At 71.1% G+C, this 19,391-nt stretch carries 16 protein-coding genes; 1 reads left to right on the top strand and 15 read right to left on the bottom strand.

Translation table 11 applies throughout. The features are described from left to right. Positions 1-33: 33 nt before the first annotated feature. From ACFY36_RS10630 to ACFY36_RS10650, 5 genes are all read right to left on the bottom strand, one after another. Positions 34-321 carry a hypothetical protein gene (locus tag ACFY36_RS10630; protein WP_499745674.1) on the bottom strand — a complete coding sequence of 96 codons (288 nt, stop codon included), beginning with the start codon at positions 319-321 and terminating at the stop codon, positions 34-36. Between the two features lie 170 nt (positions 322-491). After that, positions 492-1,814: an ABC transporter substrate-binding protein gene (locus ACFY36_RS10635; RefSeq protein ID WP_499745675.1), complete on the bottom strand. Its 1,323-nt coding sequence runs from the start codon at positions 1,812-1,814 to the stop codon at positions 492-494. A gap of 10 nt (positions 1,815-1,824) precedes the next feature. Then, on the bottom strand, positions 1,825-2,664 hold the full coding sequence (locus tag ACFY36_RS10640; RefSeq protein WP_499745676.1) for a carbohydrate ABC transporter permease: 840 nt from the start codon (positions 2,662-2,664) through the stop codon (positions 1,825-1,827). Beyond that, a complete protein-coding gene (locus ACFY36_RS10645; protein WP_499745677.1) occupies positions 2,664-3,518 on the bottom strand; it encodes a carbohydrate ABC transporter permease in 855 nt (284 codons plus the stop codon). The genes ACFY36_RS10640 and ACFY36_RS10645 overlap by 1 nt, the downstream gene beginning before the upstream one ends. Then, positions 3,515-5,440 (bottom strand): beta-galactosidase, encoded by a 1,926-nt coding sequence (locus tag ACFY36_RS10650; RefSeq protein ID WP_499745678.1) that lies wholly within the window; start codon positions 5,438-5,440, stop codon positions 3,515-3,517. The genes ACFY36_RS10645 and ACFY36_RS10650 overlap by 4 nt, the downstream gene beginning before the upstream one ends. A 125-nt stretch (positions 5,441-5,565) precedes the next feature. Between ACFY36_RS10650 and ACFY36_RS10655 the strand changes: the two genes are divergently transcribed. Further along, on the top strand, positions 5,566-6,597 hold the full coding sequence (locus tag ACFY36_RS10655; RefSeq protein WP_499745679.1) for a LacI family DNA-binding transcriptional regulator: 1,032 nt from the start codon (positions 5,566-5,568) through the stop codon (positions 6,595-6,597). Between the two features lie 66 nt (positions 6,598-6,663). Here the strand turns inward: ACFY36_RS10655 and ACFY36_RS10660 are convergent, their stop codons facing one another. From ACFY36_RS10660 to ACFY36_RS10705, 10 genes are all read right to left on the bottom strand, one after another. Next, entirely contained in the window at positions 6,664-7,254 is a 591-nt protein-coding gene (locus ACFY36_RS10660; RefSeq protein ID WP_499745680.1) for a GTP-binding protein, read from the bottom strand. Then, complete coding sequence (locus ACFY36_RS10665) at positions 7,238-7,576, bottom strand: DUF742 domain-containing protein (protein ID WP_499745681.1); 339 nt, start codon at positions 7,574-7,576, stop codon at positions 7,238-7,240. Before ACFY36_RS10665 ends, ACFY36_RS10660 begins: the two co-directional genes overlap by 17 nt. Continuing rightward, positions 7,573-7,992 carry a roadblock/LC7 domain-containing protein gene (locus ACFY36_RS10670; protein WP_499745682.1) on the bottom strand — a complete coding sequence of 140 codons (420 nt, stop codon included), beginning with the start codon at positions 7,990-7,992 and terminating at the stop codon, positions 7,573-7,575. The genes ACFY36_RS10665 and ACFY36_RS10670 overlap by 4 nt, the downstream gene beginning before the upstream one ends. Before the next feature lie 95 nt (positions 7,993-8,087). Continuing rightward, positions 8,088-10,427, bottom strand: coding sequence for a sensor histidine kinase (locus ACFY36_RS10675; RefSeq protein ID WP_499745683.1), 2,340 nt, complete (start codon positions 10,425-10,427; stop codon positions 8,088-8,090). A gap of 189 nt (positions 10,428-10,616) precedes the next feature. Beyond that, positions 10,617-11,375, bottom strand: coding sequence for a DeoR/GlpR family DNA-binding transcription regulator (locus ACFY36_RS10680; RefSeq protein ID WP_499745684.1), 759 nt, complete (start codon positions 11,373-11,375; stop codon positions 10,617-10,619). 17 nt (positions 11,376-11,392) lie between these two features. Then, entirely contained in the window at positions 11,393-13,087 is a 1,695-nt protein-coding gene (locus tag ACFY36_RS10685; RefSeq protein WP_499745685.1) for a glycerol-3-phosphate dehydrogenase/oxidase, read from the bottom strand. A gap of 13 nt (positions 13,088-13,100) precedes the next feature. Beyond that, positions 13,101-14,576, bottom strand: coding sequence for a glycerol kinase GlpK (gene glpK, locus ACFY36_RS10690; protein WP_499745686.1), 1,476 nt, complete (start codon positions 14,574-14,576; stop codon positions 13,101-13,103). Between the two features lie 148 nt (positions 14,577-14,724). Beyond that, positions 14,725-16,323, bottom strand: a complete 1,599-nt coding sequence (locus tag ACFY36_RS10695) for an alpha/beta hydrolase (RefSeq protein WP_499745687.1) — start codon at positions 16,321-16,323, stop codon at positions 14,725-14,727. Between the two features lie 90 nt (positions 16,324-16,413). Next, the gene (locus ACFY36_RS10700) at positions 16,414-18,654 is read right to left on the bottom strand and encodes an ABC transporter permease (protein WP_499745688.1); all 2,241 of its coding nucleotides are present in this window, start codon (positions 18,652-18,654) and stop codon (positions 16,414-16,416) included. Further along, complete coding sequence (locus tag ACFY36_RS10705) at positions 18,651-19,310, bottom strand: ABC transporter ATP-binding protein (protein ID WP_499745689.1); 660 nt, start codon at positions 19,308-19,310, stop codon at positions 18,651-18,653. The genes ACFY36_RS10700 and ACFY36_RS10705 overlap by 4 nt, the downstream gene beginning before the upstream one ends. Between the last annotated feature and the right edge of the window lie 81 nt (positions 19,311-19,391).

Genomic DNA, 19,391 nt, shown 5'->3' on the forward strand with positions numbered 1-19,391 from the left:
GTGTGCAGCGCCCGCGCGGTCCGCCCGTTGCCGTCACGCCAGGGGTGAATGCCGACCAGATTTGACTTCGGGAACCTCGTCGGCGCCGGGGCCGGTATAGGCCGGCTCCAGAGGGTCCCTGCTCGACACGTAGATTCCGCCGGCCCGGTATCGCCCCGGCCAGTTCGCGGGCTGGTACTTCGTGATCATGAAGTGGAGAGCAGACAGCAGCGTCTCCGAGTATTCGAAGAAGCCCATCATCGGGGCCTGCCGCACGTACGTCATGGCGTCGCGATAGCCGATGACAGCTTGCTGCGTCTGTTCCCCGGCTTCCGCCGACATCGGGGCATGCTCGACCAGTGCGCGAGCGTCCGTGCTGCTGATGGTGATGTTCTCGATGGTGTTGGAACCTTGGATGGCCGCAGCGAACAGGCTGCGCCGCAGCTGACCCTCCCACCGTGGCTTGGCCCGCCCCTATGCTACAGCTGCTGTAGCATAGGGGCCCTGAGCTGCTATTCCTTGACCGGAATCGACTGTGACTTCAGGGTGGCGATCGTGCTGGCCTGGGCGTCCTCGAGGGCCTTGGTCAGCGTCTCCTGGCCGGTGACGGCCTTCTTGAAACCGTCGGAGGCGTCGGCGTAGGTCTTGGTCATCGTCGGTCCCCACGTGAAGTCGGGCTTGACCTGGGTCGAGGCCTCGGCGAAGACGTCGTAGATCTTCTGGCCGCCGTAGAACTCGACGCCCTCCTTCAGGGCCGGCAGCGACGCGCCCTCCTTGGTGGCCGGGTAGAGCTGCGCCTCCTTGTTCAGCAGGGTCAGCGCCTCGGTCGAGGTGTTCAGCCACAGCGCGAACTTGGCCGCCTCGTACGGGTGCTTCGAGTTCTTGAAGACCGCGGTCGACGAGCCGCCCCAGTTGCCGGCGACCTTCTCACCGGCGTTCCACTGCGGCATCGGCGCCACCGCCCACTTGCCCGACGTCTTGGGCGCGCCGGCCAGGATCGAGTTGGCTCCCCACACGGCCGAGACCCAGGTCCAGGCACTGCTCGAGTTGTACGCGTTGTCCCACTCCGGCGTCCACGGCGGCACCGACGAGACGAGCTTCTTGTCGATCAGGCCCTGCCAGTAGCCGGCGACCTTCTTCGTCGGCTCGTCGGTCATCGTGACCGTCCAGTTGGTGCCGTCGTTGCCGAACCAGTGGCCGCCCGCCTGCCAGACCAGGCCCGCGAACTGGTTGATGTCGCTCTGCGAGAAGTTCGTGATGTAGCCGCCCGCGGCCTTCACCTTCTCGGCCGCCGCCGCGTACTCCTCCCACGTCGTCGGGACCGGGATGTTGTTCTTCTCGAACAGGTCCTTGCGGTAGAACAGGCCCATCGGGCCGGCGTCCTGCGGGATGCCGTACACGTGGCCCTGCTCGCCGAAGGTGACCTGGTTCCAGGTCCAGTCGATGAACTTGCTCTGCGACTGGGTGACGATGTCGCAGCCGGCCAGGTCGGTCAGGCCGTCCTGCACGCGGAAGCTGGGCAGCGCGTCGTACTCGATGTGGCCGAGGTCGGGCGCGTTGCCGGCCTTGAGCTGGTTGAAGAAGTTGGCGTAGGTGCCGCCGTTGCCGTTCGGGCCGGTCTGCACCTTGACCTGGATGTCGGGGTTGGCCTTGTTCCAGACGTCGACGACCTTCTCGATGCCGGGGATCCAGGTGGTGTAGGTCAGGGTGACCGGTGCGCCGGCCGGGGCGCACGAGGAGGCCGCGGTCGTGGAGTCGGAGGAGGAGTCGCCGGACGAGCAGGCCGCGAGGGAGAGAGCCGATGTCAACAGAACAGCAAGAGCGCGATTGCGCATGAAAACCCTCCTACTTAAGAGATCCAGAGCCGAGGCCGCTACGCCAGAAGCGCTGGAGTGAGAGAAATGCGATGACCATCGGAACGATCGAGACGAACGCTCCGACCAGGACCAGGGCGCGCAGCTCCGGATGCTGGTTGACCTGGGAGTTCCAGGAGTAGAGACCGAGGGTCACGGGGAACAGCCGCTCGTTGCCGAGCATGATCAGCGGCAGCATGAAGTTGTTCCAGACCGCGACGAAGTGGAAGAGGAAGATGGTGACGAAGGCCGGCGCCATCAGCCGTACGGAAATGGTGAAGAACGACCGCACCTCGCCCGAACCGTCGATGCGGGCCGCCTCCAGGAGCTCGTCCGGCACGCTCGCCGCGGCGTAGATGCGGCCCAGGTAGACGCCGAACGGGTTGACCAGGCTGGGCAGGAAGACCGACCAGAACGTGTTGGCCAGCTCGGCCTTGCTGAACATGAGGAACAGCGGCAGCGCGAGCGCGGTGGCCGGCACGAGCACGCCGCCCAGCACGATGTTGAAGATGAGCTCCCGGCCGCGGAACACGTACTTGGCCAGGGCGTAGCCGCACATGCCGGCCAGCAGGGTGCCGAGCAGGGCGGCGCCGACCGTGTAGCCGACCGAGTTGAGCAGCCAGCGCAGGAAGACGCCGTCGTTGTAGCGGAACAGGTCGGCCAGGTTGGTGCCGAGCGCGAAGTTGTCGGGCAGCAGCGCGTGCCCCTCGGTGACCTGCCCGTCCTGCTTGCCGGAGGCGATGAACAGCCACCACAGCGGCGTCAGGAAGTAGAGCGTGAAGACGGCCATGACCAGCATGGCGGCGTACCGCGGGACCTTGAATGCGGTCATCACTGCACGCCCTTGCGCTGAGTGAACTTGAGGAAGGAGAACGAGAGCACGAACGTCGCGAGGGCCAGCACGACCGAGAACGCGGCCGCCAGGTGGAAGTTCGGGATGCTCGCGGTGCTGAGCACGGTCAGGTTCGGGGTGTACGTGCTGGACACCGCGGAGCTGAAGCTGCGGAACACCTGCGGCTCGGCCAGCAGCTGGAGCGTGCCGATGATCGAGAAGACCGTGGTCAGGACGATGGCCGGCATGACCATGGGGATCTTGATGGACCAGGCCGTACGGAACACGCCGGCCCCGTCGATCTTGGCGGCCTCGTAGATCTCGGTCGGCACGGCCAGCAGCGCCGAATAGATGATCAGCATGTTGTAGCCGACGTAGACCCAGGTCACGACGTTGGCCATGGCCCACAGGACCAGGCTCGGCGAGAGCAGGTCGACGGACGAGGTGACCTCGGTGAACGGCGACAGGTTGGGCGAGTACAGGTAGCCCCACATGATCGCGGCGACCACGCCCGGCACCGCGTACGGCAGGAAGTAGACGAGCCGGAAGAACCGGCGCCCCTTGACCAGCCCGGAGTCGAGCAGCAGGGCCAGGAACAGGGCCAGGCCGAGCATGACCGGCACCTGCACGGCGCCGAACAGCAGCACGCGCCCGATCGACTCCCAGAACGGCCCGTCGCTGAAGACCTGCTTGTACTGGGTGAGACCGCCGAAGACCTCGGTGGCCGGCCCGAACGTGCCGGTGCGCTCCACCGTGAACAGCGACTGCCAGATCGCGTAGCCGATCGGGATCAGGTAGAAGAGCGTGAACAGGACGCCGAACGGGGCGACGAAGAACAGGATGGCCTTCTTCACGATTCACGCACCACCCGGACGGCGCCGGCCGGCACCCGCAGCCGTCCGGCCACCGGCTCGCCGGCGATCAGTTCGTGACCGGTGACCGCGTACTCGATCTCGTGCTCGCCGTGGTTGATGACGAAGGCGTACGGCCCTCGCCGCACCACCTCGATCGGCCCATCACCGGTGTCCGGGACGCCGATCACGTGGCTGAGCACCGTTCGCATCGAGTCGCGGTCGAGCGCGGTCGCGACGTACCAGGCGTTGCCGTTGCGGGTGATGGCCGGAACGCCGGGCAGCGGGCCGTCGGCGTAGCGGGCCACGACCTCGGCGCCGGTGGTGCGGAGCCGCTCCGTCCACAGCGCGGCCTTGCTGCCGTCGTCCAGCGTCACCGTCGTGCCCGGCTTCAGCGGCGCGAACTCCTCGACGGTGACACCGAGCAGGTCACGGAACGCGCCGGGGTAGCCGCCGGGCCGGATGCGGTCGTCACGGTCGGCGATCCCACTGAAGAAGGTGACCAGGACACGGCCGCCTCGCTCCACGTACTTCTGGATCGCCGCCGCCTGCTCGTCGGTGACGAGATAAAGGCAAGGGACGATTACTTGGGCGTACGCCGACAGATCGCCGTCCGGGCTGATGACATCCGCCGTGACACCGAGGTCGCGCAGTCCACCGTGGACGGCGTGCACCTGGTCGAGATAGTTCACCGCCGTCGACGGCCGGCCCTCCTGCTCGGCCGCCCACCAGGCCTCCCAGCTGAAGATCACCGCGGTTTCCGTACGGACCGTGGTGCCGGCCACCTCGCCCAGCTTCCGCAGGACGGCGGACAGCTCCAGGACCTCGCGCCACTGCTCGGTCTCGGTCCCGGCGTGCGGCAGCAGCGCCGAATGGAACTTCTCGCTGCCCTGCGACGAGGCCCGCCACTGGAAGAAGCAGACCGCGTCGGCCCCGCGAGCGACGTGGGTGAGCGTGTTGCGCAGCATCTCGCCCGGCGCCTTGGCCAGGTTGACCGGCTGCCAGTTGACCGCGCCGGTGGACTGCTCCATGAGCATCCACGGCTTGCCGCCGGCCAGGCCACGGGTCAGGTCGGCCGCGAAGCTGAGCTCGGCCGCCGGCTGACCGAGGCGGTGGTCCAGGTAGTGGTCGTTGGCGATCACGTCCATCCGCGGGGCCCAGCGCCAGTAGTCCATGTTGCGGATGTGCGCGGTGACCATGAAGTTCGTGGTGACCGGGACGCTGGAGTGCCGGCGCAGCACGGCCGCCTCGGCCTCGTAGTAGCCGAGCAGCTCGTCCGACGAGAACCGGTGGAAGTCGAGCATCTGGGCCGGGTTGCGCAGCGACAGCGCGGCCCGGGGCGGCAGCACCTCGGACCACTCGCCGTAGCGCTGGCTCCAGAACGACGTGCCCCAGGCCGCGTTCAGGCCGTCCACGGTCTCGTAGCGGTCGGCCAGCCAGGCCCGGAACCGCTCGGCGCTGGCGTCGCAGTAGCAGAGCGCGTTGTGGCAGCCCAGCTCGTTCGAGACGTGCCACAGGGCCAGGGCCGGATGCCGCCCGTACCGCTGCGCGACCTGCTCGGTCAGGGCCAGCGCGTGCTCGCGGAAGACCGGCGAGCTCGGGCACCAGGCCTGCCGTCCGCCCGGATAGCGCCGGGTGCCGTCGGCGGCCATCGGCAGGATCTCCGGATGGCGGGCGCCCAGCCACGGCGGCGGGGAGGCCGTGGCCGTACCCAAATTGATCTTTATGTCGTTCTGGTGCAGCAGCTCGACGATGCGGTCGAGCTGTTTGAAGTCGTATTCGCCGGACCGGGGTTCGAGGTCCGACCAGCCGAAGATGTTGACCGCGACCAGGGAGATCCCGGCGGTCCTCATCAACGCGACGTCCTCGGCCCACACCTCGGCCGGCCACTGCTCCGGGTTGTAGTCGCACCCCAGAGTGATCACAGGCTCTCCTCGTCTGTGCACGTGCACACATTTCTGCTGCGTAAAACCCGCAGGTCAGATGTGTGAACGTGCACACATTAGGTTTCCTCAATAGGCCCGTCAAGACCAAAAGATAAGGTCGTTGCGTGAGCGCGACCGAACAGCCGAACAAGCCGGGCAAAAGGGCGACCGTGCACGACATCGCGGCCGCGGCCGGTGTCTCGCGGGGCACGGTGAGCCGTGTGCTCAACGGCGGCTACGTCTCGGTCACCGCCCGCGCCGCCATCGAGCGGGCCATCCGCGAGGTCGGCTACGTGCCCAACACGGCCGCCCGCAACCTGGTCATGCAGCGCTCACAGGCCGTCGGCTTCATCGTCCTCGAGCCGCACACGCTGTTCCTGGAAGACCCGAACATCGGCGGCATCCTGCTCGGCGCCAACACGACCCTGTCCGACGCCGATTACCAGATGGTCAACCTGGTCGTCGACTCCGAACGCGACACCGCCCGCATCACCCGCTATCTGAGCGGCGGCTTCGTCGACGGCGCGATCATCGTCTCGGCCCGCAGCCACGACCCGATCATCCAGGTGGTCGGCAGCCTGGCCCTGCCCTCGGCCTTCGTCGGCCATCCGCGCGACCTGCGCCCCGAGATCCCGTACGTGGGCATCGACAACCTCTCCTCGGCCGAGGAGATCACCCACCGTCTGCTCGGCACCGGCCGCCGCCGGATCGGCATGATCGCGGCCGCCGTCGACCGCGACTCGGGCGCCGACCGCCTGGCCGGCTTTCGCCGGGCCCTGGGCCCGCTGTTCGACGAGAGCCTGGTGGCCGAGGTCCCGCTGTACGACTTCTCGTGCGGCGCCAAGGGCATGCGCACGCTCCTGGAGCGCGAGCCGAAGATCGACGGCGTCTTCGCCGCGTCCGACGCGGTGGCCGCCGGCGCCGTCGAGGCCCTGCGCGAGGCCGGCCGGGCCGTGCCCGAGGAGGTGGGCGTGGTCGGCTTCGACGACAGCTCCTGGTCGACCCGCACGCGGCCCCACCTGTCGACGGTGCACCAGCCGGCGGCCGACATCGGCGCCCACGCCGCCGACCTGGTGCTGCGCCAGCTGAGGGGCGAGCAGATCCCCCAGGGCGGCCTGCTGCTCCCCTCCCCCGTCGTCTGGCGCGAATCAGCCTGACGGGCGGCGCACTCCTTTCCTCCCCCGCCGGTCGGCGCTCCTGCTCTCCCCTGGCACTGGCACGAGTCAGCCTGAGCGGCGCCGCCGCCTGATCAGGATCTCCTCTGTCAGCGCGAGCAGCACGTCCTTCACCGACTCGCGGCGCCGGGCGTCGCACTCGACAATGGGGACGACGTCGCCGACACCCAGGGCGTCGCGCACCTCGGCCAGGTCGAAGCGCTGCCCGCCGTCGAACCGGTTCACCCCGACGATGAACGGGATCCCGTTCTCCTCGAAGTAGTCGATCGACGGGAACGAGTCCTCGACCCGGCGGGTGTCGACCAGCACGATGGCGCCGAGCGCCCCGTCGACCAGGTCGTCCCAGAGAAAGGCGAACCGGTCCTGCCCCGGGGTGCCGAACAGGTAGAGCAGCAGCGCGTCGTCGAGGGTGAGCCGGCCGAAGTCGAGGGCGACGGTCGTGGTGGTCTTGCCGGACACGGCCGACGTGTCGTCCACGCCGATCGACGCCTCGGTCAGCTCGGCCTCGGTGACCAGCGGCTCGATCTCGGAGACAGCACCCACGAAGGTCGTCTTGCCCACCCCGAAACCACCGCTGATCACGATCTTCACAGCGATCGGCGGCGCCGCGGTCGCTGTGGGGTCAGAGCGCACGGACACGGTCCCGGATCCTCTCGATCAGCTCGGTGGAGAGCTCGTCCGGCTGCTCCTCGATCCGCAGACAGCCCTCGGCGAGCAGATCACCGACGATGACCCGGACCACGCCGAGCGGCGCACCGAGCGCGGCCGACAGATCGGCCAGCGAGTGCGGACGCTGACACAGCTCGACGATGCGGCGCGACTCGAACCGCAGGGGCGCGCTGAGCGCGGCCGGCGCCGCCCCGAGCGGGGTCTCGAGGCGCAGCCCCTCCAGAACCGGCTGGGTCCGCCCACCGGTGAGCATGAACGGCCGTACCACGGGGTCCTCGTCGTACCCGGTCATCGCGGTAGGTGTTGCCGGGCCTCGGCGATCAGGGCCGGCGTGAGAAGGGCGCCGAACCGCTCGGCCAGCAGCGAGATCTCGTAGCCGACGAGGCCGACGTCGCACTCGCTGCCGGCGACCACGCCGAGGACGCTGCCACCGTCGATCTGCGACACGAGCAGGAACCCCCGCCGCATCTCGATCATGATGAGTTTGAGGCCGTCGAAGTCGTACCGCCGCGAGGCGCTCCGTGAGAGACCGGCCAGGCTCGACACGATGGCGGCCAGTTGGTCGGCCTCGGCCCGGTCGAGCCCGGCCGACCCGGCGATCAGCAGACCGTCCGAGGAGACCGCGACGGCATCACGGACGCCGTCGGTCTGGTGGACGAAGTTCCCGAGCAGCCAGTTGAACTGCCCGGCCGACGCGTCGACGCTCATCCTTGTCCCCGTTCCTGTCGTGTACCGATCACGGCCGTCCCCGCTTCCCACGCCGGGCGATCACGGCCGTCGCCCCCTGCTCGTTCATCGGCCGATCACCCCCGTCCCCCCTCTCCCGCGCCGGCCCGGCTCACGCCGGCGCGGAACGCGGTGAGCCGGTCGCGGACCGCCTCCGGCGAGTCGGTGACGGCCGCCGGCGAGCGAGGGCCCGGCGCCCGGTCCGGCTTCATGCTTGTGGCCCGCCTCCGGCGCGGGCTGCGCCGGCGCAGCCCGTTGGGCGTGCGCTCCTCCACATCGGACCGATCGAACCCACCGCCCGTCGCACCGGAGTTCCTGGAGGCGCCCCCAACCACCGCGCCCGTCTCCCGGAGAGCGGCCCCAGCGAGCGCGCCGTCCCTCGACGCCGCTCCCTCCATCGCGCCGGATTCGCTGGGCGGGACTTCGGCCGCCGCACGGGGATCCGCCGGCGCGCCGTCGGGCACCACCACGAACTCGATGGTGTCGGAGCGCAACGGCCGGGGCGCCGGTGGGAGCGAGCGGGACCCGCCGGCGCCGACCGTCCTCTGTTCGCTGATCACCGTGGACGGCAGGGCCAGGCGGGCCGTCACGCCGGTGATCGGTGACGGGATCAGTTCGACCCGGACGCCGGTCTCGGCGGCCAGGCGGCCCACCACGAAGTGGCCGAGGAAGCGGGCCGGGGCCGTGATGAAGTCGCCCTCGCCGCGCAGCCGCTGGTTGGCCTTGTCCATCTCGGCCGCGGTCATGCCGACGCCGGAGTCGGTGACCGCGATGAGGTAGCCGTCGCCCGTCACCCGGCCGTGGATCTCCACGTCCACGTCGGGCGGCGAGAAGGCCAGGCCGTTCTCGATCAGCTCGGCCAGCATGTGCGCGATGCCGCCCACCGCCGAGCCGTTGACAAGCACGTCGTCCACGCGGCGCAGGGTGACCCGGCGGTATTCCTCGACCTCGCTGACCGCGGCCCGGATGACGTCGGCGATCGGCAGCGGCTCGGTCCACTGGCGCGGGCTGGCCGCTCCCACCAGCACGAGCAGGCTCTCCGCGTTGCGCCGCATGCGGGTGGCCAGGTGGTCGAGCTCGAACAGGTTGGCCAGGCCGGCCGGGCTGGTCTCCTCGCTCTCCAGCCGGGTGATGAAGCCGAGCTGGCGGCGCAGCAGGTTCTGGTTGCGGCGGCCCAGGTTGGCCAGCGACTCGGCGGTGGCCACGCGCAGCCGGGCCTGTTCGGTGGCCAGCTCGTACGCGGTGTTCTGCACCCGTTCGAAGGCCTCGGCCACCTGGCGCACCTCGACCGTGGCGTCCCCGGGCACCCGGATCGGGGGCGGGCGGTTGTCCGGGCCGCCGGCGGTGGCCCGGCGCACCGCCTCGGGCAGCGACTCGGCGCCGATCCGGGCCGCCTGCCCGGCCAGCGCGGCCAGTGGACGGGCCAGCCAGCGGGACGCCACCAGGGAGAGATAGACCGCGCCGATCAGGCACAGCGCGACCAGGACGGCCAGCACGCCGAGGCGTACGGTGGCCCGGTCTTTGATGTCGCCGGCGTTCGCCTGTGCGACGGCGCCCATGTCCTGGCCGGCCTGGAGCAGCACGTCGAGGACCGCGCCGGACGCCGTCCACCAGTCGGCGGCGTTCACCGTCAGCGCCCGGCCACCGGCCGCGGCCAGGGCGGCGTTCTCCATCGCGACGACCTGCTTGCCGGCCGGGGTGTCGAGCACCAGGCTCTGCGCCTGGAGGGCGGCCGGGTTGCCGTACTGGTTGAAGGCCAGCACGGCCGAGTCACGGGCCGACTTGGCCGAGACGAACTGGACGAACTCGCCGTTGCCGAACCGGCCGGCCGCGAAGACGCCGTACAGCAGCACGCGCTCCTGCGCGCCCGACTCCTTGGCCAGGTTGATCATGCTGAGCGTGGCGTAGTTGCGGCGCAGCTCGCTGTTGCCGACGGCGTCGAGACCGAACTCGATGGTGTTCAGCCGGCTGATCATGGCGGTGTAGAGGCGGGCGGTGTCGGCCGGGCCTCCATCGCCGGTGTCGGTCGTGGCCCGCAGGGCGGCCAGGCCGTCGAGCTGGGCGGTGGCCGCCGCCACCCGGTCCTCGACGTCGCCGCCGCGCTCGGTCAGCTCGTCGACGGCCGCGCGCTGCCGGTCGACGGCCTGGCGGGCCGGGGCGAGCCGGGCCCGGAAGGTCGGATCACCGCCGAGCAGACCGGCCGCGAAGCCGCGCTCGGCCTGCAGGGCGTCCACCAGTTCGAGCACGGCCAGGTCGAGGCCGACCGCGCGGTCGGTCCGGTCGGCGTCGCGGTAGTTGCCGATCTCGCCGGCCGCGACGACGCCGAGCAGGACGAGGGTGACGGCGACCGGAAGGGCGAGGGTGCGCGCGATGCGGCCCCGGATCGTGCCGTCGGTGCGGCGACGGGGTGCGGACACGCGATCAGCTCCTCGGCAAGGTGTGTGCTCGTGCACACGGTCGGTTCGGCGGCACTCCTGAGGTGGGAGACGGGGATGGTTTCGAGCGGTTGGGAAGGGATCACTCTCCGCTGACCGCCGAACCAGAATCTGCGCTCCAGCGGCCATGGTCAATACTCTGACCGCAGGAAATTCAGATCGGTCAGTCCTTTACGGAACGTCGGCGACGATCAGCCGGCCGACCCGGCCGCGCAGCGCCGACCGGCCCGCCCGCACCAGGCCGTCGTCGGTGACCACCACGTCGGCCCGCTCGAGCGGGGCGATCACGGCGGCGCCGGCGGCGCCCCAGGCGCCGTGGTCGGCGAGCACGACGACCCGCCGGGCGGCGGCGATCAGGGCGGCCCCGATGCGGGCCTCGGGCCGGCCGGGCGCGGTGAAGCCGGAGGGCACGTCCATGCCGGACACGGCGACGAAGACGACGTCCACGTTGAGACCGGCCGCGGCCCGCTCGGCGACCGGGCCGGTCAGCGCGCCCGACCGGGTACGCACCCCGCCGAGCAGCAGCACCATCTGATCGGGCCGGCCGCCGTGGTGGAACACATCGGCGATCGGGATCGCGTTGGTGACCACGCTGAGACCGGGCACCCCCGCCAGCTCCCGGGCCAGCAGCGCCGTGATGCCGCCGGCCAGGATGCCGATCGCCTCGTCCGGCCGCACGAGCCGGGCCGCGCTGCGGGCGATGGCCGTCTTGGCCCGCAGGCCGGCCCCGCGTGCGGGCGCGGGCACGGCGGTGCGGGCCATCGCCCCGCCGCGCACCCGCGCGACCAGGCCCCGCTCGGCCAGCGCCTCGACGTCGCGGCGCGCCGTCACGTCGGAGACGCCGAGGCGGGCGCCCAGGTTCGTGATCCGCACCCCGCCGGTCCGATCGATCTCGGCCAGGATCCGAGCCTGCCGCTCCTCGGTGGACACGACTCAGGCCCGGCGTCTCATACCGCGGCGAGCCGGGTGGCGTCGGCGCTCTCGTCGTCGGGCTGCTGCTGCGCGGCCAGCTCGGCGGACACGCGGGCCTCGTACCGGCCGATCTCCTTCTCCGTCTCGGCGGCGGACCAGCCGAGCGGGCCGGCGATCACGGCCGCCGTGGCCCGGGCCGCGGTCACGCCGCGGTCCGGGGTCTCGATGGAGACTCGCGTGCGGCGGGTCAGCACGTCGTCCAGGTGGCGGGCGCCCTCGTGGGTCACCGCGTAGACCACCTCGGCCGCCAGATGATCGGGGGCGCCGTCCAAGGGGCGGCCCAGCGCCGGTTCGGCGCCGATCAGGGCGAGCACCTCCTCGGCCAGGGTGCCGTAGCGCTTGAGCAGGTGCTCGACGCGGGAGACGGGCAGGCCGGCGCGGCGGGCGAGCTGGGCCCGCCGGTTCCAGGCGGCCCGATATCCGGCCGCGCCCAGCAGCGGCACCTGGTCGGTGCAGGACGCGGGCACGCGGGCGTCCAGGTCGGCCACGGCGGCGTCGACCGCGTCCTTGGCCATCACCCGGTACGTCGTGTACTTGCCCCCCGCGACCAGGACCAGGCCCGGTGCCAGCCGGTCGACCGCGTGCTCGCGGGACAGCTTCGCCGTGATGGCCGCGTCGGCCGACAGAAGCGGGCGCAGGCCGGCGTAGACGCCCTGCACGTCGTCGCGGGTGAGCGGGGTGGCCAGGGCCTTGTTGACCTCGTCGAGCAGATAGTCGACGTCCTGGGCCGAGACCGACGGGTGGGCCTTGTCGAGGTTCCACGGGGTGTCGGTGGTGCCGATGATCCAGTGCCGGTCCCACGGGATCACGAACAGCACGCTGGTCGCCGTCCGCAGAATCATGCCGGCGCTGCCGATGATCTTCTCGCGGGGCACGACCAGGTGGATCCCCTTGGACGCGGTGATCTTGAACTGGCCGCGCTCGCCCTTCATCAGCGACTGGATGTCGCTGGTCCACACCCCGGTCGCGTTGATCACCGTACGGGCGCGGATCTCCAGCTCGGCCCCGGTCTCGGTGTCGCGGGCCCGGACGCCGACGACCCGGCGGCCCTCGCGCAGGAAGGCGATCACCTCGGTCCGGGCCGCGACCTGGGCCCCGTACGCCGCGGCCGTGCGCACCAGGAACATGGTGTGCCGGGCGTCGTCGACCTGGGCGTCGAAGTAGCGGATGGCGCCGACCAGCGAATCGGGCCGCAGCGCCGGGAACGCCTTGAGCGCCTCGGTGCGGCTCAGGTGCCGGTGGCGGGGCAGCCCCGCGCCCCAGCCGGAGAGCGCGAGCGTGTCGTAGAGCGCGATCCCCGCGCCGACGTACATCCGCTCCCAGGCCCGGTGGTGCAGCGGATAGAGGAAGGGCACCGGGCGGACCAGGTGCGGCGCGAGCCGCTGGATGAGCAGGCCGCGCTCGCGCAGCGCCTCGCGGACCAGCCCGAAGTCGAGCATCTCCAGATAGCGCAGGCCGCCGTGGATGAGCTTGCTGGACCGGCTGGACGTGCCGCTGGCGAAGTCGCGGGCCTCGAGCAGGCCGACGGAGAGCCCGCGGGTCGCCGCGTCGAGGGCCGCGCCCGCGCCGACCACGCCGCCGCCGACGACCAGCACGTCGAGCTCGTCGCCGGACGCCATGGTGGCCAGCGCCGCCGTACGGGCCTCGGGTGACAGGTTTCCGGTGTTCATGATGATCTCCGATTCAGCTGACCCAGTCGAGGCTGCGGTCGATGGCCGCTCGCCAGCGGGTGGTTCCTTCGTGGCGCCGCTCGGGCGACCAGGACGGCAGCCATCGCCGGTCCTCCCGCCAGTTGGCGCGCAGCTCGTCCGGTGACGTCCAGAAGCCGACGGCCAGCCCGGCCGCGTAGGCGGCGCCGAGCGCGGTGGTCTCGGCGACCGCGGGCCGGCTCACCGGCACGCCGAGGATGTCGGCCTGCAACTGCATGCAGAGAGCGTTGGCGGTGACGCCGCCGTCGACCTGGAGGCAGTCCAGCTCGGTGCCGGAGTCCTGGGCCATCGCGGCCACGACGTCGCGCGTCTGGTAACAGATCGCCTCGAGCGCGGCCCGGGTGATGTGGGCCGCGGTGTGATAGCGGGACAGCCCGACGATCGCGGCCCGCGCGTCCGGGCGCCAGTAGGGCGCGAACAGCCCGGAGAACGCCGGCACGAAGCAGACGCCCTCGCTGTCGTCGACCCGGGCCGCCAGCTGTTCGCTCTCGCTCGCCGAGTCGATGACGCCGAGCTGGTCGCGCAGCCACTGCACGGTCGAGCCGGTGGCCGCGATCGACCCTTCGAGCGCGTAGACCGGCGCGTCCTCGCCGAACCGGTAGGCCACGGTGGTGAGCAGCCCGTGCGTCGAGCGGACCGGGGTCGTCCCGGTGTTCAGAAGGACGAAATTCCCGGTTCCGTACGTACATTTGGCGTCGCCAGGCGCAAAGCACGTCTGCCCGAAGAGCGCGGCCTGCTGGTCGCCGATGGCGGCCGCGATCGGCACACCGGGCAGCGCCGTCGAGGCGTACCCGTAGATCTCGGCCGATGACTTGATCTCCGGGAGCATGGCCCGCGGAACGCCGAACAGCTCCAGCAGCTCGTCGTCCCAGTCGAGGGTGTGCAGGTTCATCAGCTGGGTGCGGCTGGCGTTGGTGACGTCGGTCAGGTGGTGCGTGCCGCCGGTCAGGTTCCAGATCAGCCAGCTGTCCAGGGTGCCGAACAGGACCTCGCCCCGCGATGCCCGTGTCCGCAGGCCGGGGACGTTGTCGAGCATCCATTGGACCTTGGTGGCGGAGAAGTACGTGGCCGGCGGCAATCCGGTCCGATCCCGCAGGAGCGAGGCGTCCAAGGAGTTGATCGAGGAGGCGGTCCGGGTGTCCTGCCAGACGATCACGTTGTGGCACGGACGGCCGGTGGCGCGGTCCCAGATCAGGGCGCTCTCGCGCTGGTTGGTGATGCCGACGGCGGCCAGGTCGGCCGGCGTCAGGCCGGCGTCGGCCAGAGCGACGTCGATGGTCTTGAGAGTGTTCTCCCAGATCTCGTCCGCGTCGTGCTCGACCAGCCCGGCCCCGGGCAGGATCTGCCGGTGCTCCAGCTGGTGACGGCCGATCTCGTGACCGGCCCGGTCGAAGACCATGAAGCGCGTGCTGGTGGTGCCCTGATCGATCGCGCCGACGAAGTCCGCCACATCGCCCCCTTCTCGTGGGAGCGACGCTAGGGAGCGACAGGATCAGGAGCAACGCCGACCGTGCGACAATGTCGCACGATGCCGGGTCTGATGACGGGCCGGCGGCCCGGTTACCCCGAAGGGCTGCCGGGCCGCCGGTGAGGTGACGTCAGCGCGGCGCTGGTGCGGCGTCGCGCAAGGCCGCCTTCAGGCTGCCGTTGGTGGTGGTGGCCGTCGACCGGGCGGCCGCCGCCGTCGGATCCGGCTGGGGAACCGGGGCGCACTTCTTGTCGGAGCGGTTGCCGTGCACCCGGTTCGGCAGGGCGCCGGTCTCCAGGTACGCCGCGATCGTGTCGTCGGTGCACGCGATGCCGCTCAATGAGCCGGAGTGCGTGGTGCCGCCGACACCCTCGATCAGGACCGAGCGGGGGAACCGCTTGCGGATCTCCAGGCTTCCCGCGTACGGCGTGGCGGCGTCGTTGGTCTCGCTGATCAGCAGGATCGGCGGGGCCTTCTTGCCGTTGACGTTCACCGGCCGGCCGACGTCGCCCTTCCAGAACAGGCAGGGCGCGTTGTACCAGGCGTTGTTCCAGGTGATGAACGGGTACTTCTGGTAGATCCGCCAGTTGTCCCGCTTCCACTTGTCCCAACTGGCCGGCCACTGCACGTCGGTGCACTGGGTGCCCAGGTAGACCGCGTAGCCGTTGTCCGATCCGGGACCCGGCTCGGAGTACAGCTCCAGCAGGCCGGAGGCATCGCCGCTGTTGACATACGCCGAGAACGCGGTGGCCACGTCCTCCCAGCCGTACACGTAGTAGCCGGCCGACACGAAGATGTCGTTCCACTCGTCCGGGCCGATCTTGCCTTCGGCCGGGGCCGAGCGGAGCTTCTGCAACGTGGCGTAGTACTTGGCCTTCACCGCCTTGCCGGTGGTGCCCAGGTGGTAGACCGAGTCGTACTTGGCCACCCAGCCGAAGTAGGTGTCCATGTTCTTGTCGAACTGGACGTCCTGGCTGAGGTTGGCGTCGTACCAGACGCCGCGCGGGTCGACGACGCCGTCGAAGACCATCCGCCGGACCTGGGCCGGGTGCAGCGTGGCGTAGACCTGGCCGAGATACGTGCCGTACGAGAAGCCGTAGAAGTTGATCTGCTTCTGGCCCAGCGCCTTGCGGATGCTCTCCATGTCGGCCACGTTGTCGGTGGTCTTCAGGTGATCGAGCAGCGGGCCGCCGGCGCGGTCACAGGCCTGGGCGTACGCCTTGGAGCGGGCCAGCCAGGTCTTCTCGAGCTGCCGGTTGACCGGGACGTAGTACGGCCGGTTGTAGCCGGCGACGTTGCCGTCGCACGCCAGCGACGGCACGCTCGAGCCGACCCCGCGCGGATCGAATCCGATCCAGTCGTAGTCGAGCCCGGCGTTGCCGGGGATCGCGCTCTGCAGCACCGAGTAGATGAGGCCGGATCCGCCCGGGCCGCCCGGGTTGACCAGCATGACGCCCTGATAGTCGGCGGCCGGCGACTTGGCCTTCACCCTCGACACGGCGATCTTGATTTTGGTCCCACCCGGGCGCGCGTAGTCGAGCGGGACGATCACGAATCCGCACTCGGCGCCGCGCGCCTTCAGGGTGGCGTTGGTGCACGTGCCCCACGCGATCGGCGGGGGCGTGTAACTCGGAGTTCCACTGTGGGCCTGCGCCGCGGCCGGGATCATGCTGCCGCCGAGCGCCAGTCCGACAGTCGTGGCGACGGTGGCCGCCAGAAGTCGTCTCATTTTCGGAGGGTAACCATCCGGACACAGCGATGAGGCTGCCCGTTAGGACAGACCTCAAGCACTGTTCAGAGGGTGGTGATCATGTGGCCTCTACTCGGTGCGCAGAGCCACCGCCGTCCGGGTGCGGGCGGCCCATCCGGCCGGGAGCAGGGCGCCGATCGCGGCCAGGATCAGGCCGGCCAGGGTCAGGGTCAGGAGCAGGCCCGGGGCGTATACGTCGATGATGCTGTCCGGCAGGCGGATGCCGGCCCCGCGGGCCATCGCGGGCACCGCCCAGTGATGCACGAGATAGCCGGCCGGGACGCCGGCGGCGCCGCCGAGCAGGCCGGCCACGCCGACCGAGGCGATGACCATGACGGCGGTCTGCTTCGGTGTCATGCCCACCGACTTCTGCACGCCGATGTCGTGCACCCGGTCGCGTGAGTCGAGGACGACCGCGTTGAGCACGCCCAGCGCCGCCACCGACACCAGCAGCGCCGTGAGCAGGGCGGTGAGCGAGTTGAGCACGATCAGCGTGCCGTCGGGGCCCTCGGCCCGGGTGGCCTCGGCCGGGAGGTTCTGGCTGGTCAGGGACTGAAGATAGGCGGCTTGGCCGGTGCCCGGCGCGAGCTTGACGTACCACTCGAACGGCGAGGTCAGGCCGGGCATGCTGGCGACGTCGGTGTAGAGGTGGTTGTTGGCGCTGCCGTCGAACACCTCGCCGACGAGCGTGAACGGCCGGTGACCGGCGCCGGTGACCGTGTCACCGATCTTCTTGCCGGTGGCGGTCAGGAACCCGGTCGTGACGACCGCCTCGCCCGGAGCGGCATACCAGCGGCCCTCGAGCATCTCGTAGCCGGCGGCGCGGGCGTCACCGGTGGTGACCGTCCCGTGTGCGGCCTCGCGCAGCCCGTCGACGGTGATGTCGGCCGGCCCGCGCCCGTAGTAGCTGCCGGTTCCCGGTGTGGCGGCGATGACGGCGCCGGCGTCCGTGCCGTTGTTGTCCGGTGCCGGGTGGACGATCACGTCGGCCGAGGTGACGGCCTTCTGGTCGGCCGCTTGGATCAGGCGCAGCGAACCGCCCAGCCCGATCGCGAACGTCGCCGCCGCCGTGCCGAACGCGACCGTCAGCAGCATGGCCAGCAGCCGGGCGGGCCGGGTGAACGGCTGGGCCAGGCCCAGGCTGAGCGGCCTGGGCAGCCGGGAGCGGGCGGCCAGACGGGCGGCCAGACGGCCCCGCCCGCTGAGCGGGGTGCGGCCGACCGCGAGCGCGTCGACCGTGCGCAGCCGGGCCGCCCGCCACGCGGCCGGGGCCGCGGTGGCGGCGATGACCAGCGCCGCGGCGACGATCGCGGCGGCGTCGACCCAGGGGGTGACCGACAGCGGGACGGTGCCGAACAGGTCGGCCACGTCGGAGGTCAGCGGCACCGCGAGCAGGTTGCCGGCGATGATGCCGAGGACCGCGCCGATCATTCCCGGTATCAGGGCCTGGATCAGGCAGGCCCGCACCACCTGGGCCGGGGTCAGGCCGAGCGCCTTCATGACGCCGATGCGGCGGGTGGCCGAGGCGACCGTGCCCGCGGCGACGTTGCCGATGACCAGGGCGGCCAGGGCCAGGCCGATCAGCCCGAACGCGCTGAGCAGCGGCACGAACAGCTTGGTGCGGTGGGCCGCGTCGTCGCGGACGCCCAGCCAGGACTGCGTCTGCGCGCCCGGGCCGATGGCCGCCTGATGTGCGGTCATCGCGGCCGCGGTGCCGGCGTCGGCGTACCGGTAGAGCATCTGCCAGCCGGTCTGGCCGAGCGCGGCCGCCTGGTCGGGTGTCACCCAGCCCTGCGCGGTCTGGCTGATCGACCGGGCTTCGCCGACGACCGTCAGCGTGGACCCGTTCTCCAGGCTCAGGACGGTTCCGGTGGCGATCCTCAGGTTGCTGCGGGCCACCACCACCTCGCCCGTGGTGCGGGCCCAGCGCCCGGACAGCAGGGTCACCTTGTCGATCGGGTCGCTGACCGGGTCGGCGCGCCCGACGACCTTCAGCGCCATGGGTGGCATGCCCCGCAGGCCCTCGGGCCGGACGGCGGCCGTGGCCACCGGGAACGGGCCGATCGCCTGCTCGGCCCGCGACGCGGTGGCCGCGGCCTGGTCCCTGGTCGTCGCCTTCGCGTCGAAGAACGCGGTGAGGTGGGCGCCGTTCTGGCCGGCGAACGCGTTGGCGAACGGCGCCGAGGAGGCGGCCAGCAGCAGGCCGGCCAGGACGGTCGCGGTGACGGCCATCGCCGTCGCCGCGATGATCACGATGGTGGAGACGCGGCGCCGCTGCGCGCCCCGCACGACGGTACGGACGCCGCTCATCCGGCTGCCACCTGCCCGTCGACGAGACGGACGGTGCGGGTGGCGACGGCCTCGGCGAGGACCTCGTCGTGCGTGACCAGGACGATGGTCTGGCCGTCGGCGTGCAGGTCGATCAGCAGTTTGCGCACCTCGGCGCCCGAGGCCGTGTCGAGCGCGCCGGTCGGCTCGTCGGCGAGCAGGAGCGGCGGCCGGTTCATCAGGGCCCGCGCCACGGCCACCCGCTGGCGTTCCCCGCCGGACAGACGGCCCGGATAGGCGCCGGCGTGCCGGTCGATGCCGAGCGTCTCCAGCAGTTCGCGGGCCCGCCGGCGGGAATCGGCCGAGGGCCGGCCGGCGATCTGGGCCGGCAGCAGCACGTTGTCGGTGACGGTCAGGTCGTCGAGCAGGTTGAAGAACTGGAAGACCAGGCCGATGGTGGCGCGGCGGTAGCGGGCGGCCGCGGCCTCGCCGAGCCGGTCGACGCGGGTGCCGCCGACCGTGACGCTGCCCTCGGTGGGCCGGTCGAGGCCGGCGATCAGGTTGAGCAGCGTCGACTTGCCGCTGCCGGACGGTCCGAGCAGCGCCAGGCATTCACCCTCGGCGACCCGGAGGCTCAGATGGTCGAGGGCGGCCCGGTCGCCTTCGTAACGGCGGCTCACATCTACGACGTCAATCATGGCCGGGACACTATGGACGGCCGCGTACCTGGGTCGTCGGCCGTGAGAGCCCCTTTCCGGACCGGGGTCATCCTTGCGGCG

It is taken from the genome of Actinoplanes sp. NPDC000266 (assembly GCF_042899005.1).
Taxonomy (GTDB): Bacteria; Actinomycetota; Actinomycetes; order Mycobacteriales; family Micromonosporaceae; genus Actinoplanes.